This is a genomic window from Gandjariella thermophila (assembly GCF_005405885.1).
Taxonomy (GTDB): domain Bacteria; phylum Actinomycetota; class Actinomycetes; order Mycobacteriales; family Pseudonocardiaceae; genus Gandjariella; species Gandjariella thermophila.
In genome coordinates, this window is sequence record NZ_BJFL01000029.1 from 1 (window position 1) to 16312 (window position 16312).

Here is a 16312-nt window from a genome sequence, read left to right on the forward strand (position 1 = left end):
CAAGAACTGGAAGATACTTGCCACCGGCTTTCGAGGGCGCCTCGCCGAGCTTCCGAATGTCATCCGAATCGTCACCGCACTGGAGTTCTACCGACTTGGCTGGTAAGGGCTCTGAATAACGCTCCCGCATGAAAAGGTGACCTAGCGAGTCCTACCTAGGGCCACCGATAGTGCATTGTACCGATTCTGTCCCTCTTACGGCCTTTCCGAGCAGTCCTGGCGTCCGGATAGTAGTCGCAGTGTACGTGGTCTCCGCTACTGCATGTTCCACGGTAACGGGCACGCCCGCCGGCACGTCGAGCCGCTCTCTTGGCTGCCCTCTTTGCAGCCCGCTTTGACGGGTAGGTTTTCGAATGGTTGCCCCTCACGGGCTTGGCCTGCGATACAGCGGCTGACATAGCCCCCTTGACACCCGATTGGGCAGGGCCGCTATCCACCCGCGGCGCAGGGCCATACGTCGGCGCTGGACCGCTCCACGACGGCAAAGATACGTGCGGGGGGTGGTGCACCATCCAGATGGCCGTGCCAACCGCCACCAGCGCGGCGGCCGCTTCAAACAGGCCAATGCCTTCGGCAATGCAGAGATCCCAGAAGCAGCGGCCATCGAGGTCGAGTTTGTTGATGGGGTCGGCGTGGACGTAGTCGTAGTCGTTGGCGGAGCCGCCTTCGACGGGGTCGACGGACAGGAACCGGCCCAGCAGCGGGCTGTACGGGCGGGCACCCATCTGAACCAGGGCGAGGGCACCGGCGTGCTCATACGGGCGCTGGTGTTGGCCCAGCCAGCCGTAGTCCATTTTGCCCGGCTGGTTGTCCGGCACGTTCTGCGCATCCACCGTCCCGTCCGCCCGCAGCGGCTGGCCGTACGGATCGAAGGTGCGCAGATCACCCGACTGCTTGCCGGTGTTGTCCGTGCTCAACACCAGATCGCCGCGAACCGACGGGTAGTCCCAGGTCGCCGAGGGGTTCTGGTTGGTCAGCAACACCCCACCGGGCAGCGAGACGCTGAACGAGGTCAGCCGCTTGTTGACGTCGTAGGTGACGTCGGCGGAGTCCCCGCTGCCGGTGTAGCCGTACAGGACCGTGCCGGTCGGGTCACCGGCGGTGGCGGTGCGGCGCACGATCCGGTCCGTGGCGTCCCGGGTGTAGGCAATCGTGGCGACCTTGCTGGGATCACCGCTCGACGTGGCCGCGGAGAGGTTGCGGTCCGCCGAGTCGTAGCCCAGCGTGGTCGTCACCCCGCCGGACGCGAAGGCCGTCGTGTTGCCGTGGCTGTCATAGGCGAACCCGCTGATCGCGGTGGCCCCGGTGGTGGCCAGCAAGCGGTCGGCGGCGTCGTAGCAGTAGTCGGTTTCCGCCGTGCCGGACGCGGTGGCGTCCAGCAGGCGCATCCGGTTGGTGTTCGCCCCGGCGTTGGCCTGGGTGCCGGTCGGGCACGCAGCCGATGCGGTGGAGGTGAAGTCGTAGGTCAGGTGATGGCCGGCGACGTAGGCCTCGGTGAGCCGGCCGACGGCGTCGTAGACGTAGTTCGGGCCGGACGGATTGGGGTCCACCCCGCCCAGGGACTCGTCGACGATCGTGCCGGCCCGGGACCGAGTCACCGCGGACACGACCTGGTGCCCGTCGGAGGTCTGCCAGGTCAGCGAGGTGACGCGGCCGGCGTCGTCCTTGCCGATCGCGGCCAGCGAGGCGCCGTTTGCATAGCCGACCGAGGCCAGCTCGCCCGCGGCGTCGTAGGTGCTGGTGGCCAGCACGTCGGCGTTCTCGCGGACGGTGAGCTGGCGACCGGCGTCGTCGTAGGTGTAGGCCAGGGTGACCGTGCCGTCCGCGGGGTTCGCGAAGTTGATCACCTCGGTGGTGACCCGGCCGGCCTGGTCGTACGTGCTGTCGGTGCGGGTGCCGTGCACGTCGGTGGAGGACACGGTGCGGCCGAGCAGGTCGACCCGCGTGGTGACGGTGCCGTTGGCGTCGCTGACCGAGCTGGTCAGTGGGTCGCCGCCGACGGCGTAATCGTGGGTGACCGTGCGGGCCGGCGCGGTGGCGTTGGCCGGGTAGGTGATCTGGACGGGCCGGTCGCGGGCGTCGTAGGTGGTGCAGATCCAGTCCCCGGAGACGGCCTGCGCCACAACCCGGCCGGAAGCGTCGTAGACCTGCTCGTCGGTGCGCGGGCCGCCGGTGGCCGGGTTGGGCGAGGTGGTCAGCTTGGCCAGCCCGCCCTGGTTGACCGCGGGACTGCCGGTCACACAGGGGTTGGCGCGGGTTTCGGTGTCGCCGTAGTAGACGTAGCTGGTCTGCGCCCCAGTGGGCATGGTCTTGCTGGTGCGCCGCAGGTAGCCGGAGCCGGGCGTTTCGTAGCCGACCCGGCCGGTGAGGTTGAGTCCGCCGGGGTTGGCGGTGGCGCTGGTGGCCAGGCCATAGACGGGGTCGATCCCGTTCTCGGCGTAGTTCGTTGTCGCGGTCTTGTCGGGGACGCCAGCCGATTCGGAAGCGGTGGTGGAGGTGGTCAGCCCGTAGCGTGGGTGTAGCTGCGTACCGGGGATGACCTGTTGGGTGCCGCCGGGTGGGATCCAGTCCAGTTCGAGTTGGGCGTAGACGGTGTTGTCGTAGTAGTCGACCCGGATCCGCTTGGTCGCCCCCGGGGTGTCGTTGTGGTAGACGCCCTGGGCCCAGGTAGCGACCTGGTCGCGCCAGTTGTCGACCACGAGCGTGTCGTCGATCCACAGCCGGGAGCCGTCGTCGGAGAGCAGTTTGAGGGTGTAGTCACCGGCCTGCGGGAAGGTGATCTCCCCGGTGGCCCGCAGTGACCATTGGTCGGCGGGGATGCCGGTGGTCGGGGCGTTGGTGCCCCAGTTGGTGTTCAGGCTGCCATCCGGGGTGCCCGTGCCCGTGACATAGACCTTCGGCGCCCCGGTGAGCGTCATGTTGTCGTAGTAGGCCACCGACAGCCCGTTGAAGCCTTCGTCGTATGCGGTGTGGGTGTGCGGCACGGTGTTCGCGCACGCCGCCGTGGGCAGTTGGCCGTTGAAGCACGACGCCGGCGCGGGACCGTAGGCGTCGGTGGGGCGGTCGGCGTAGTCGTAGACCGTGGTGGACACCCGTCCGGCCCGCAGTGTCGGTGGAGGTCAGCGGCTGGTCCTTGACGTTCCACGTGTGGCTGGTGGTCTTGCCGGTGGCGTCCGTGGTGGTCAGCGTCCGGTCGGCGTCGTCGTAGGTCACCTTCTCCGCGAACCCGACCGCCGGGCTCAGCCCCGCGACGTCCACAAAGGACTGCTGGTTGGGCGGGTCGTAGCGGTAGGAGTGCGCCGGCCGCGGTGTGGTGGTGCTGCCGTCCGGCACGGGCAGGGTCACGCTGGTCGCCTTCGGCTTCGGGTTGGCGCTGTTGTCGTAGCCGACCACGGTGAGGATGTCGGTGCGGTTGGCCCGGTTGGCCGGGTCGGCCGCGATCCAGTCGTTGACCAGTGAGGACCGCACCGCGATCAGCGGGCCGGTGGTGCTGGTGTAGCCGTAGTCGGTGGAGTCACCGCCCGGGTTCTCGATCCGGGCCACGGTCTGCCCGGAGTACCAGATCCGCGTCTCCGAACCGTCCCAGTAGGCGATCCGGCACAGCATCTGCGACGGCGCCGTCGGGTCGGTGCCCGGCGGCGGGGTGGCGCCGCCGTAGCACGAGTTGGTGCCGTCGATGTTGTAGTACAGCGTGTGCGCCCGGCCCGACACCGGGTCCTTGATCTGCGTCAGCCGCAGCGGCGTGCCGCTGTAGATGTTCTGCAGCGCCGCGGGTTTGCGGGAGTCCACACTGGACGACTGGGTGGACAGCGTGCCGTCGACGTTGAACACGAACACGTCGGCGCCCTCGTGCAGAGTGACCCGGCCCGTGCTGTCGAGGCCGAGGACGCCGTCCTCGCCGGCCGGCGGGGTGTAGCCGCCGGTGGACTTCTTCGTCCACGTGTGCTTGGTGCCGGTGGCGTCGGTCAGCACGATCGACTGGTCGAGGACCTGTGCCTTGGTGTAGCTGGTGCCCGAGCCGTCCAGGTCCGCGGACATGGTCCAGCCCTTGGACAGCGCGGGCAGGTCGGTGGTGGACAGCCACGACGCCGGCACGAGCTGCGACGGAACCGTGGTGCCGTCGGAGGTCTTCACGAACAGCCGCATCCGGCCGGGCCCGGATGAGTGGTACAGCTCGACCTTGATCGGCACGCGGGTGCCTCCGGTCAGCGCGACCTCGGTGACCGGCCCGCCCTCAGAGGTGAGGCTGTAGCTGACGTCGCTGGGACCGGGACCGTTGTAGACCTGGTTGCCATTGATCCAGATCGCCGCGCCGCCGGAGTGCACCCCGGCGAACCGGTAGGTGCCCGTGGCCGGGACCTGGAAGTAGCCCTCCCAGCGCACCACGTAGTAGTCGGCCGGCAGCACCGGCGGGAACGGGGAATCCGTGCCCCAGTCGACGTTGACCTGCGGCTCGGTGCGCACCAGCACCGGCTGCTGGCTGGGGCTGATGTTGCCGTTGTGCGAGAGGTCGTTGAAGTACGACGCCCGCAGCCCGGCCGGGTCGTCGGCCTGCGAGTTGTAGGAGAACGTCACCCCGGCCGAGCCGCCGACCGTGGTGAACGTCGGTCCGGCGTCACTGGCCGAGACGTTGCCGTTGGCCAGGTTGACCGTCACCGGCCCCTCGGTGTCCACAGGGGACGGTCCGTGCGCACCGATCCGCTGGTCCACCTTGAAGTGCCCGACCCAGGTCGGCGTGGTCATGGTGATGCCGGACAGCGTGGAGACCTGCCACGTGTAGGAGGTCCCGTCCTGCAACACGCCGGCCGGCACCGTCCACGTCGGACTGGACAGGCAGCCCGAGTCCACCACGACGCCGCTCTTCGCGTCGGTGCCGGTGGCCACCTTGAAGCAGTAGGACACCGGGTCGCCGTCCGGGTCGGTCACCGAATTCACCGACAGCGTCGGCGTCAGCGAGGTGATCACACTCTGGTCGGCCGGCGCCACGATGCTGGTCGCCGGCGGTGCGGTACCCGTGTCCACCACCATGGTCGCGGTGGTGTACTTGTACGTCCAGGTGGCCGGCAGTTCGGCGCCGACGATCATGAAGAACACCGAGGTGTCCTGGTTGTTCACCCGGTCGGCGAGGAAGTTGGTCAGCCCGGACCCGGAGATGCTGCCGACGTCGCCGATCAGCCCGCTGGCCAGGTAGGCGCCGACGCCGTTGAAGTCGAACCCCGCCGCGTGGTACAGGTCCATGTTCCACGTGCGCACCGAGCCGGGCGTGGACGTGTCCCGCTGCAAGTCCAGCCGCGCGCCGACCACGCTCTTGCCCAGCAGCGACGAGTAGTCGAAGTGGAACACCGTGCGCCAGTAGGTGTCGCCGCCGTTCGGGCCGGAGAGGCTGTTGCCGGCCTGCAGCGCGCAGTAGTCGCAGGTGTAGCCGTCGGACTTGTAGGCGTGTGACTCGGTGACGCCGAAGGTCCAGGTCGGGTCGACGTGGACCGGGTAGACCCGCTTCGGGTCGTGCAGCCACGCCTCGTCCACCGACACGGTCAGCGTCCACCCGCTGGCCGCCCGGTCGAGCTGGTAGCGGCCACCCGTGATCGCCGGGGGCTTGCTGTCACCGCCGGCGGAGTCCCAGGTGGTGACCGGCGGGATCGCCATCCGCACCGCGCCCGTGGCGTCCTTGAACAGCACCTCACCGGCCTGGTCGAGTTCCGGCGTCACGCCGTCGACGTCCAGGTGGAACCGCCAGGACGCCTTCCCGGCCGCCGGCGGGCGCTTGACCAGCACGGTTTCCTTCAGCAGCGAGGACGTCACCTCGTAGTCGAGGTCGGTGTCCGGGGCGACGTCGGCGTAGGACACCGCCGAGCCGTTGACCTTCGCCGGGCTGGGTGCCGCACCCTCGAACCGCAGCGACGCCTTCGCGCCGTCGGTGGCCACGGACACCAGCGCCGGGTCGTCCGCCCGGGACGCCAGGGACGGGTTGAGCACGTGACGCTTCGCCACCGCGCGCTTCGAACCCGCGTCGACCTGCAGGCCGGTGTCCACCGGCTGCCACTGGCCCGCAGCGTCCCGCACGTTCAGCGGCGCGGTCGACTGTCGCACGCTGTGCGTCCCGTCCGGGTTGACGTACTCCTCGCTGAACATCGACCGCGAGATGAGCTTCGACCGGGCCGGGTCGAAGTGCGTACCGCCCGGCCCCGACAGGGTGGACAGCGGCGCGAAGTCGCCCTTCGGCTTCGCCGGGTCCCCGGCCGGCGGCGGCGCGTGCTTCGTGGACAGCACCGGAACGTCACGCGGATCGATCCTCTTCGCGGCCGACGCGTGCACCGGGACGGCCACCGCCTCGGCCGACGATCCGGCCAGCGCCAGGGCGACGACCACGGCCGTGGTACGAGCACACGAGCGAACGAGCGCACGCAGGCGTGCGCCCCGAGGGCGAGACAACACCGAACCTCCACCAGCCGATGCGGTCCCCCGACGGTCCGCACGCCGACAACCGAGCAAAGAGATTCAAGGAAGGGTCAAGGACCGGCAAGCAGCCGAATGGCCCAACAGTGGGCGATTCCAACCCACAATGGGACAAACCTATCGATTCGGCTGTAATCAGGTTCACAGAGACCAACGCGCCCTGGTCGGTCACGATCTCGCCAGCGCACCGCCCACGGGGTCGAGACGGCGGTAACGCTTCGACCCGGCTCGAAAGAGCGGCCGAGGGACCCGCGTCCCGAACACGCGCACCCCGCCGTTACCGGCAGGGGAAGAGAGGAACGGCCAGCCGTGCGCCCACGAGCCTGACCACCCGCACGGCACCGGTACCGGCCGCCCGTAGGCACCGATCCCGTGGACCCGCGGGCGAGACGTCTCCCGCGGTTCCGCAATCAGTCCTCAGTAGACACTCAGGTAAGGACGAGCATCATGGCGATCCTGCGCGGTAGCGTCGCGCACTGCGGCAGAACACTCACCCACACGGCCCGGCGGTGTCCCCACTGGCGGCGCTCGCCGCCGCGATCACCGTGCTGCTCGGCAGCACCGCGACGTCCACTGCGGCGGCCACCACCACGTCGCCGCTCACCTGGTGTTCCAGCAAGTCCACAATGGACATCGTCGGCGATTCCGGCGCGACCGGATACGGCGTGGTCGACCCGCACAACGGGTGGGTCGCCAAGATGCGCCTCGCCATGCCGAACACCAGGATCAACAACTACGCGCACGACGGTGCGATGGTGTCGGACTTCCTGCCCGGCGGGCGCTGGCCGGACACCACCGACGCAGTGCGGCGGATCGGCGTCGACCAACCCTCCCTGGTGTTCATCGAGTTGGGCGGCAACGAGTACTACATCGACCGCGACCCGGCCCAGTACAAGGCGAACCTGGAGACGCTGACCCAGAACATCTGGCAGGTCTCGCCACGCTCGACCATCGTCTACGAGACGATCTGGCCGTTCGACCCGCGACAGTCCACTTCGATGCACTCGTGGGATGAGTACGGCGCGGCGATGCAGCAGCTGGCCGTGGAGTACAGCGCCGGGTGGATCGACCTGCGGCAGTTCTTCCCGCCGCACTACGCCGACGACACCTACACCCACCTGCTGAACACCGACCAGATTCACCCCACCGACGCGGGCAACGTGGTCGAGTACACCGCCGTGCTGAACATCATCAACCGCTGCTGAACGGCGGTCAGCGCAGGTCCATGCCGAGGTCCAGGGCGGGCGCGGAGTGGGTGAGCGCGCCGACGGCGAGGTAGTCGACGCCGGTTTCCGCGTACGCCCTGGCCACGTCGAGGGTGAGGCCGCCGGATGCCTCCAGCCGGGTGGCCGCGCCCGCGGCGTCGCGGCGGCGCACCGCCTCGGCGCACTGCTCCGGGCTGAAGTTGTCCAGCAGGACTTCCTCGGCACCGGCGGCGAGCACCTCGTCCAACTCGTCGAGGGTGGTCACCTCGACCTCCCGGGCCAGGTGGGGCGCACGTTCCCGGGCGGCGGCGAGGGCGTTGGTCACCCCGCCGGCCGCGATGACGTGGTTGTCCTTGATGAGCACCGCGTCGCCCAGGCCCATCCGGTGGTTGACCCCGCCACCGCAGCGCACCGCGTACTTCTGCAGCAACCGCAGGCCGGGCAGGGTCTTGCGGGAGTCGCGGATCGCGCAGCCGGTGCCGGCGACCGCGTCCACCCAGGCCCGGGTGGCCGTGGCCACGCCGGACAGGTGGCAGAGCAGATTCAGCGCGGTGCGCTCGGCGGTGAGCAGGCCGCGTACCGGGCCGCGCATCACCAGCGCGGGCCTGCCGGCGGCCAGCCGGTCGCCGTCCGCGCGCTTGTCCAGCACCTCGTATGCCGACTCACCGAGCACGGCGTCGAACACGGCCAGGGCCACCGGCAGACCGGCCAGCACACCCGGCCTGCGCGGGGTGATCTCGGCGAGCGCGACCGCGTCGGCCGGCACGGTGGCCTCGGTGGTGGCGTCCGGCCCGTAGCGGAGGTCCTCCTCCAGCGCGGTGGTCACCACCCGCTTGACGTCGTCGGCGGCCAGTTCCATCAGGCCACTCCCCGGAGCGTCGGGGTCGCCACGAAGTCGAGGTGGCCGGAGGCGTCCAGGCGCAGCGGCAGGCTGCGCCGCCACGAGATGTCGTCGGTGTCCGGGTGGTCGGTGCGCACGTGGCAGCCACGCGACTCGGTGCGCTCGGTGGCCGCGGTGAGCAGCGCGTGCGCGGCCAGGCCGAGCGCGGCGTCCTCCACCGACTGGCGGGTCCGCAGTGGACGGTGCACCGCGCAGGCGTCCAGTGTGGACAGCGCGGCGGCCAGCCCGGTGGCGTCCCGACCGATGCCGGCGTACCGGGTCATGGTGCGCTGCAGCACGTCCCGGTCCGGCACCGCGGCGGCCGGCAGTTCGGCCGGCTCGGCGTGACGCGGGTCGGCGAGCAGCCCGGCGGCCAGGTCCCCGGCCACCGCGCGAGCCGCCCGCGCCCCCATCACCAGGCCCTCCAGCAGGCTGTTCGATGCCAGCCGGTTCGCCCCGTGCAGCCCGCTGCGCGCCACCTCGCCGGCCGCGTACAGCCCCGTCACCCACGTTCGACCGTCCACGGTGGACATCACGCCGCCGCAGGCGAAGTGCGCGGCCGGGGCCACCGGGATCGGCTCGGTCGCCGGGTCGACGCCGGCCGCCACGCAGGCGGCGTGCACGGTGGGAAAGCGGCGGCGGAACGCGTCGCCGCCGAGGTGGGTGGCGTCCAGGTAGACGTGGTCGGTGCCGGTCTCGGCCACCCGCCGGGTGATCGCGGCGGCCACCACGTCCCGCGGGGCCAGGTCGGCCAGCGGGTGCACGCCAGCCATCACCCGGTTCCCGGCCGCGTCGACGAGCACCGCGCCCTCACCGCGCACCGCCTCGGTGACCAGCGGGCACCGCCCCCGCGCGTCCCGCCCGGTGTAGAGCACGGTCGGGTGGAACTGGACGAACTCCACGTCGGCCACGGCCGCGCCGGCGCGCAGCGCGATCGCCAGGCCGTCCGCGGTGGCCACCTCGGGGTTGGTGGTGGCCGCGTAGAGCTGGCCGAGCCCGCCGGTGGCCAGCAGCACCGCTGGCGCGCGCAGCACGCCGGGCACCCCGTGCGCGTCCAGCACCAGCAGTCCGGCCACCGCGCCGGAGCGCGCGTGCAGCGCCCGCACCGCGATGTGGCCCTCCAGCACCGGGACGCGGCCGTCCCGGGCGGCGGTGAGCAGGGCGCGTTCCACCTCCGCGCCGGTGGCGTCGCCGCCGGCGTGCACCACGCGGAACGCGCTGTGCCCGCCCTCCCGGGTGCGGGCCAGCCGGCCGCCCTCGGCGGCGTCGAACACCGCGCCGCGCTCGCGCAGCCGGGTCACCGCGGCCGGGCCGTCGGCGATGATCGCCGCGACGGCGTCCGCCTCGCACAGGCCGGCGCCGGCGGCCACGGTGTCCGCGGCGTGCCGGTGTACGGAGTCGCCGGGGTCGTGCTCGCCGGGCAGCACCACGGCCACCCCGCCCTGCGCCCACCGGGTGTTGCCGTCCTCGGCGGTCACCTTGGTCACCACCAGCACGCGCAGGCCGAGGGCGCGGGCCTCCAGCGCCGCGGTCAGCCCGGCCACGCCGGTGCCGACCACCACCACGTCCGCCGCGGCCTCCCAGGCGGTCACTCCCCACCACCCGGATTGCCGATCTCGATCATGCGCCGCACCGCGCCGCGCGCCCGCTCGGCGATCTCCGGGTCGACGTGCACCTCGTCGACGCCCTCGCGCAGCGAGCGCAGCAGCGCGCCGGGCGTGATCATCTTCATGAAGCGGCAGGAGGCGCGGTCGTTCACCGCGCGGAAGTCCACGTCCGGGGCGGCCTTGCGAAGCTGGTGCAGCATGCCGACCTCGGTGGCGACCAGCACGCTGCGCGCCCGGGTGGCCCGCGCCGCGGTGAGCATCCCGCCGGTAGAGAGGATCTTCACCCGCTCGGCCGGCACGGTGCCCTCGCCGGCCAGGTACAGCGCGGAGGTGGCGCACCCGCACTCCGGGTGGATGAACAGGTCGGCGTCCGGATTCGCGGCGGCCCGCTCGGCCAGCTCCGGCCCGTTGATGCCGGCGTGCACGTGGCACTCGCCGGCCCAGACGTGCAGGTTCTCCCGCCCGGTCTCGCGCCGAACGTGCGCGCCGAGGAACTGGTCGGGGCAGAACAGGATCTCCTGCTCCGCCGGGATGGCCCGGACCACGTCCACCGCGTTGGACGAGGTGCAGCAGATGTCGGTCTCCGCCTTCACCTCGGCGGTGGTGTTGACGTAGGAGACGACCACGGCACCGGGGTGCTCGGCCTTCCAGGCGCGCAGTTGCTCGGCGTCGATCGAGTCGGCCAGCGAGCAGCCGGCGCGAGCATCCGGGATGAGCACCGTCTTGTGCGGGCTGAGGATCTTGGCCGTCTCGGCCATGAAGTGCACGCCGCAGAACACGATGGTGGACGCGTCGCTCTCCGCCGCGATCCGGCTCAGCGCCAGCGAGTCACCGGTGTGGTCGGCGACGTCCTGGATCTCCGGCACCTGGTAGTTGTGCGCCAGGATCACCGCGTTGCGCTGCTCGGCGAGGCGTCGCACCTCGTCCCGCCATGCGGCGTCCGGCACGACCTCGTGCGTGGTCCGCTCCACGGACGCGGTAGCGGTCATCACCCCTCCTTGCCTTCCGCGGCCTCGCGCGCGACCGCGACCGTGTCGGCAGGGCGCTGCCCCGCCACCCCGGTCGCGGGCCTCACGGCGGGGCGTGCGCCCTGCTCACCTCGGGTGCCGCGCATCGACGAACGCACGGGACCTCCTCGCCCCTCGGGCCGCGTCGCGCTGCTCGCCGGTGAGGTCACCGATCCGTCACGGAGGTTTCACCGGCCGGATGTCGCGGTCGAAGTTTTCGTCTTAGGATCGAAAACATGGCCGATGCTACCAGCCGACCGGGGGTCGCCGCACACGAGGTCCTCGCCGCGGTGCTCCAGGTGCGGGCCAGATCACTGCGGGCGATGCTCTGGCAGCGGGCCAGGGAACCGCACGCGGGCCGCTGGTCGCTGCCCGGCGGCCGGCTCGGCGACCACGAGGACGTGGAGGCCTCGATCCGCCGGCAGCTCGCGGAGAAGGTCGACGTGCGGCAGCTCGCGCACGTCGAGCAGCTCGCCGTGTTCAGCGCGCCGGACCGGGTGCCGGGACCACCGCGGGTGGTGGCCACCGCGTTTCTCGGCCTGGTGCCGTGCGACATCGACCCCGAGGTGCCGGAGGACACCCGCTGGTTCGCCGTGGACGACCTGCCGGAAACCGCCTTCGACCACGGCGCGATCGTGCTGCGTGCGCGCAACCGGCTGCGCGCCAAGCTGTCCTACACCAACCTCGGCTTCGCCCTCGCGCCGAAGGAGTTCACCATCTCCGCGCTGCGCGAGCTGTACTCGGCGGCGCTGGGCTACCGGGTGTCCGCCACCAACCTGCAACGCGTGCTGTCCCGGCGTGGCCTGCTGGAGGCCACCGGGCGCACCGCGCCACCCGGTCCCTCCGGCGGCCGGCCGGCGGCGCTGTTCCGGTTCACCGGGCACGGCATGCGGGTCACCGACCCGTTCGCCGTGCTCCGGCCGCCCCGCGGGTAGCTCCGGCGGAGGTGACTCGGCACTGGCAAAGTCGGCATCGTAGCGTGGACGAATGGCCGAGACGCTGCCGCTGTTCCCGCTCAGCGCGGTGCTGCTGCCGGGCGCGTCGCTGCCGCTGCACATCTTCGAACCCCGCTACCGGCAGCTCACCGTGGACCTGGTCACCGAGACACTGCCGGACCGCTGCTTCGGCGTCACCGCGATCCGGCAGGGCTGGGAGACCGACGTGCTGGACCGCGGCCAGCTCCACGAGATCGGCTGCTCGGCGGTGCTGGAACAGGTGAAGCGGCTGCCGGACGGGCGGTTCGACCTGCTCGCCCGCGGCGACCGCCGGTTCCGGCTGCTGGAACTGGACAGCACCAGCGCGCCGTACCTGTTCGCGACGATCGAGTGGGTGCCGGACACCGAGCCGCCGACCGAGGCGGCGCTGTCCGCTCCGCTGCTGGCCGACGCGGCGCGCGCGGCACACGCCCGTTACCGCAGCGCGGCGATGCAGCGCGCGGAGTGGGTGAAGCCCGCCGCCGACGCGGACCCGGCCACGCTGGCGCACGTCATCGCCGCCGACTGCCTGCTCGCGCTGGAGGACCGGCAACTGCTGCTGGAGGAGACCTGCCCGGTCCGGCGGCTGCGCCTGGTGCGGCAGATCCTCGGCCGGGAAACCGAGATCCTGCGGTCGCTGGGCGCCGTCCCCGCGCCACTCGCCGACCTCGGCCAGCCGCCCAGCACCAACTAGCCGGGCCGGCCGAGATCGTCCGCGCCGTTCCAGGCGACCAGGGTGCCATAGACGAACGCGGCCGCCAGCGGCTGGGCCAGCACACCCCAACCGCTGTTCAGCTGCGGCGCGCGCAGCACGGTGCCCCCGACCGGCGGCAGCGCACCCGGCGGGTAGAGGTGGCCGGCGAAGAACAGCCCGGTGCGCATGGCCAGCCACGCGCCCAGCGCCGATCCGGCCACCGCGGCGACGAGCGCCACCGGGCCGCGCCGCCGCCGCAGCAGCCACAGCGCGACCGCGACGACCAGCCCAGCGGCCAACCCGATCAGGCCGAACAGCGCGAGGTCGTCGAAGCGGTGGTAGCTCTCCGAGTTCTCCGGGACGAGGCTGCCACTGGGCAGCACCGCCATCCGCTGCGGCGGCGCGAGCCGGGACCACAGCAGGCCGATCGGCACGCCGAGCAGCGCCACCACCACGAACACGCCGAGTCCGAAGCGCAGGTCGGCGCGTACCACCACCGCCGGCCGGCGGCGCGGCCAGGGAATGACCATCGGGTGGGCGGGATCGGACAGGCCGGTCGGCAGGGCCGGCTCGCCGCGGTTCCACACCGGCTGCTCGGCCACCTGCGGACCTCCTCCACGACGAGACGGTGGCCGGGGCAGGCCACAGTCGCGACCCTAGCCGGTCGGCTGCGCCGAGGTGGACTCACCGTGCCGGCTGCACCGCGCGGTCCAGCCGGACGGAGTCACCTGCACGACCATCCGGCGGGCGCAGACCGGGCAGAACCGCGGTGGGTCGATCGTGGCCAACCGCCGCCGGCACGCGGCGTGGTCACCCTCGTCGACGGGCTTTCCGCACCACGCGCAGAAGGTCTCGCTCACCGCACCCAGTTGTCCTTCCCGCTCCGCGTCACAGTGACGTATTCAGAAGTCCGCGTGTCCTTCAGCGACCCCGTGCGATCCGCCGGCCAATGGCGCTCACAGCGTCTCGTTCAGCGCCTTGATCGGCATCTTCAGCTCGTCCAGCATGTCCAGGTCCTGCTGGGCCGGCCGGCCGAGGTTGGTCAGGTAGTTGCCGACGATGATGGCGTTGATGCCGCCCACCATGCCCTGCTTGGCGCCCAGGTCGCCGAGGGTCAGCTCGCGGCCGCCGGCGAAGCGCAGGATGGTCCGGGGCAGCGCCAGCCGGAACGCGCCCACCACCCGCAGCGCGTCCGGTCCCTCGACGACGTCGTAGTCGGCGTACGGGGTGCCCGGCTGCGGGATGAGGAAGTTCAGCGGCACCTCGTCCGGCTCCAGCGCGGCGAGCTGGGCGGCGAACTCGGCGCGCTGCTCCAGCGACTCGCCCATGCCGATGATGCCGCCGCAGCACACCTCCATGCCGGCGTCCCGCACCATCCGCAGCGTGTTCCAGCGCTCCTCCCAGGTGTGCGTGGTGACCACCAAGGGGAAGTGTGAGCGAGCCGTCTCCAGGTTGTGGTTGTAGCGGTGCACGCCCATCTCGGCCAGCTCGTCCACCTGCTCCTGGGTCAGCATGCCCAGCGAGCAGGCGATGTTGATGTCCCGGGTCTCCGGCTCCGCCCTGATCGCCTCGATGCCCGCCCGGACCTGGGACAGCAGCCGTGCGTCCGGGCCACGCACCGCGGCCACGATGCAGAACTCGGTGGCCCCGGTGGCCGCCGTCTGCCTGGCCGCCTCGACCAGGCCGGGGATATCCAGCCAGGCCGACCGGACCGGGGTGGGGAACCGGCCGGACTGCGAGCAGAAGTGGCAGTCCTCCGGGCAGCCGCCGGTTTTGACGCTGACGATGCCCTCGACCTCCACCTCGGGACCGCACCAGCGCATGCGTACCTCGTGCGCCAGCCCCAGCAGTTCCTCCAGCCGGTCGTCGCCGAGCCGCAGTACCTCCAGCACCTGCTGCTCGGAAAGCCCCTGCCCCCGCTCGAGCACCTGATCCCGCGCCACGGCCAGGATGTCGGGGTGGGCCGGGGTGGCGGGACGTGCGCCGTCGCTGGTCCGCTCCGTGGCTGCGGTCACTGCCTCTCCTTCCGCGGCTTCGCGCGCCCCGCGATCGCATCGCCGGAGCGCCCGTCACCGGTCCTGCGGTGTGGGTCCGCTGCAGTGTGCCTCACCGTGCGCCGTGATCGCGGCGACCTGCGTCACGTCGCCGCGATCCCGCGCCGGTCGTGTTCGGCACGCCGCTGGTCATTGTCGGCATACCTCGCTCGCGAAATCCTCGGAATCGAAGGTGCCGCCGAACCACGGCGACAGCCGGCCGCGCACGGTGGTGCGGAAGTCCGCCGGGGCGAGCCCGCCCAGCCCCGCCGGCAGCACGCCGAGCAGCGGCGCGCCCGCGGCCACGGGCAGGTCCGCCAGGTTGCACCGGGCGGCGAGGTCGGGGTCGGCCGGCCAGGCGCCGACCACCACGCCCATGCACTCGATGCCGCGGCGCAGCAGCGCCTCCGCGGTCAGCGCGGTGGCGTTGAGCGTGCCGAGACCGGCCTCGGCGACCACCAGCACCGGCGCGCCCAGCGCCCAGGCCGCGTCAGCCAGGGTGCCGCCGTCCGGGTCGAACCGGACCAGCAGGCCGCCGGCACCCTCGACCAGCACGAGGTCGTGATCCTCGTCCAGTTCCGCGGCGGCGGCGGCCACGTCGGCCGGCGTCACCGGCGGCTGCCCGGACCGGCGCGCGGCGACCTCCGGCGCCAGCGGATCCGGGTACCGGCGCAGTTCCCTGCCGGTGATCTTGCCGGCCAGCCGGGCCACGTCGTCGACGTCCCCGGGCTCGCCCGGCGCGACTCCGGTCTGCGCGGGTTTGAGCACCGCCACCCGCCGGTCCTCGGCAACGGCGAGGGCGGCCACCGCGGCGGTGACCACGGTCTTCCCCACGCCGGTCCCCGTACCCGTGATCACCAGAACGCTCACAAATGCCTCAGGCTACGACCCGGCGGCGCGCCGGTCCGCGGCGGCCCGGATACCGGCGCTCGGCAAGCAGCGGCGGCCGGGATGGCGCACTCGGGAGTTCGTCCGCGTCTGCGGCGGCGACGAGGCCCAGTGGCGGTCCCGATGGGAGCGGGCCGCCGCCGAGCCCGCACCCGTCCCCGACCCGGCACCCATTCCCGATGCCGAGCCCATTGCTGATCCGGCGCCCGTCCCCGACCCGGCCGGCGATGCCGCACCCGCGTCCGGTGCGCGACGGCGCCGCTGGTCACGCCGAAGACGTCGGGCCGGATGCTCGCGGCGGTCGCCGGGGCCGTGGCGGCGACGGCGTCGCTCGTCAGCGCCGCCGGGGTGCCGGCGCGGGCGCCGAGGCGGTGCCGGCGGTCACCGCCAGCATGCCCCCGGCAAGGCCCAGGGCGGCCAGGGCGGTCACGCCGAACTTCGCGGCCCCACGGCGCATCGTCCGAATCATGTCGAACAACAGATTCGCTCCTCGTCTTCAACCGTGTCGCGCCGCACCATCGCGGTGCGGTGGCACACCGGACGTGATCGCCGGTGCACCTCGACACTG

12 protein-coding genes and 1 pseudogene are annotated in these 16312 nt (G+C 72.0%); 3 read left to right on the top strand and 10 right to left on the bottom strand.

All coding sequences use genetic code 11. The features are described from left to right. Nucleotides 1–155: 155 nt before the first annotated feature. Both FFT21_RS29915 and FFT21_RS30565 read right to left on the bottom strand, forming a co-directional pair. Nucleotides 156–2936: a PA14 domain-containing protein gene (locus FFT21_RS29915; RefSeq protein ID WP_264081663.1), complete on the bottom strand. Its 2781-nt coding sequence runs from the start codon at nt 2934–2936 to the stop codon at nt 156–158. Between the two features lie 1234 nt (nt 2937–4170). Continuing rightward, nucleotides 4171–6132 (bottom strand): annotated as a pseudogene (locus tag FFT21_RS30565) (PA14 domain-containing protein); the annotation flags it as partial. An 833-nt stretch (nt 6133–6965) separates the two neighbouring features. On the opposite strand from FFT21_RS30565, the gene FFT21_RS21780 reads away from it, so the two are divergent. Beyond that, nucleotides 6966–7661: an SGNH/GDSL hydrolase family protein gene (locus FFT21_RS21780; protein WP_137815781.1), complete on the top strand. Its 696-nt coding sequence runs from the start codon at nt 6966–6968 to the stop codon at nt 7659–7661. Between the two features lie 7 nt (nt 7662–7668). Here FFT21_RS21780 and nadC read toward each other — a convergent pair whose 3' ends face one another. From nadC to nadA, 3 genes are read right to left on the bottom strand one after another with little or no spacing between them, the layout of a single operon-like run. After that, on the bottom strand, nt 7669–8520 hold the full coding sequence (gene nadC, locus FFT21_RS21785; RefSeq protein ID WP_137815782.1) for a carboxylating nicotinate-nucleotide diphosphorylase: 852 nt from the start codon (nt 8518–8520) through the stop codon (nt 7669–7671). Then, on the bottom strand, nt 8520–10133 hold the full coding sequence (locus FFT21_RS21790) for an L-aspartate oxidase (RefSeq protein ID WP_137815783.1): 1614 nt from the start codon (nt 10131–10133) through the stop codon (nt 8520–8522). Before FFT21_RS21790 ends, nadC begins: the two co-directional genes overlap by 1 nt. Continuing rightward, nucleotides 10130–11137, bottom strand: coding sequence for a quinolinate synthase NadA (gene nadA / locus FFT21_RS21795; RefSeq protein ID WP_137815784.1), 1008 nt, complete (start codon nt 11135–11137; stop codon nt 10130–10132). The genes FFT21_RS21790 and nadA overlap by 4 nt, the downstream gene beginning before the upstream one ends. 254 nt (nt 11138–11391) lie before the next feature. Here nadA and FFT21_RS21800 point away from each other — a divergent pair, with 254 nt between their 5' ends. Together FFT21_RS21800 and FFT21_RS21805 are read left to right on the top strand one after the other, a co-directional pair. Beyond that, nucleotides 11392–12090, top strand: a complete 699-nt coding sequence (locus tag FFT21_RS21800; protein WP_137815785.1) for an NUDIX hydrolase — start codon at nt 11392–11394, stop codon at nt 12088–12090. A gap of 52 nt (nt 12091–12142) precedes the next feature. Continuing rightward, nucleotides 12143–12823: an LON peptidase substrate-binding domain-containing protein gene (locus FFT21_RS21805; RefSeq protein WP_137815786.1), complete on the top strand. Its 681-nt coding sequence runs from the start codon at nt 12143–12145 to the stop codon at nt 12821–12823. Here the strand turns inward: FFT21_RS21805 and FFT21_RS21810 are convergent. The 5 genes from FFT21_RS21810 to FFT21_RS30370 all read right to left on the bottom strand — a co-directional run bounded on the left by FFT21_RS21810 (nt 12820) and on the right by FFT21_RS30370 (nt 16201). Then, nucleotides 12820–13425 (bottom strand): DUF2567 domain-containing protein, encoded by a 606-nt coding sequence (locus tag FFT21_RS21810; RefSeq protein ID WP_225978629.1) that lies wholly within the window; start codon nt 13423–13425, stop codon nt 12820–12822. The genes FFT21_RS21805 and FFT21_RS21810 overlap by 4 nt on opposite strands. 54 nt (nt 13426–13479) lie before the next feature. Then, nucleotides 13480–13683 carry a biotin synthase auxiliary protein BsaP gene (gene bsaP / locus FFT21_RS21815; protein WP_137815787.1) on the bottom strand — a complete coding sequence of 68 codons (204 nt, stop codon included), beginning with the start codon at nt 13681–13683 and terminating at the stop codon, nt 13480–13482. A gap of 96 nt (nt 13684–13779) precedes the next feature. Continuing rightward, nucleotides 13780–14775 (bottom strand): biotin synthase BioB, encoded by a 996-nt coding sequence (bioB, locus tag FFT21_RS21820; protein WP_371856849.1) that lies wholly within the window; start codon nt 14773–14775, stop codon nt 13780–13782. A gap of 231 nt (nt 14776–15006) precedes the next feature. Next, the gene (gene bioD, locus FFT21_RS21825; RefSeq protein WP_137815789.1) at nt 15007–15726 is read right to left on the bottom strand and encodes a dethiobiotin synthase; all 720 of its coding nucleotides are present in this window, start codon (nt 15724–15726) and stop codon (nt 15007–15009) included. A 352-nt stretch (nt 15727–16078) separates the two neighbouring features. Next, on the bottom strand, nt 16079–16201 hold the full coding sequence (locus tag FFT21_RS30370; RefSeq protein WP_264081664.1) for a hypothetical protein: 123 nt from the start codon (nt 16199–16201) through the stop codon (nt 16079–16081). Nucleotides 16202–16312 lie beyond the last annotated feature (111 nt).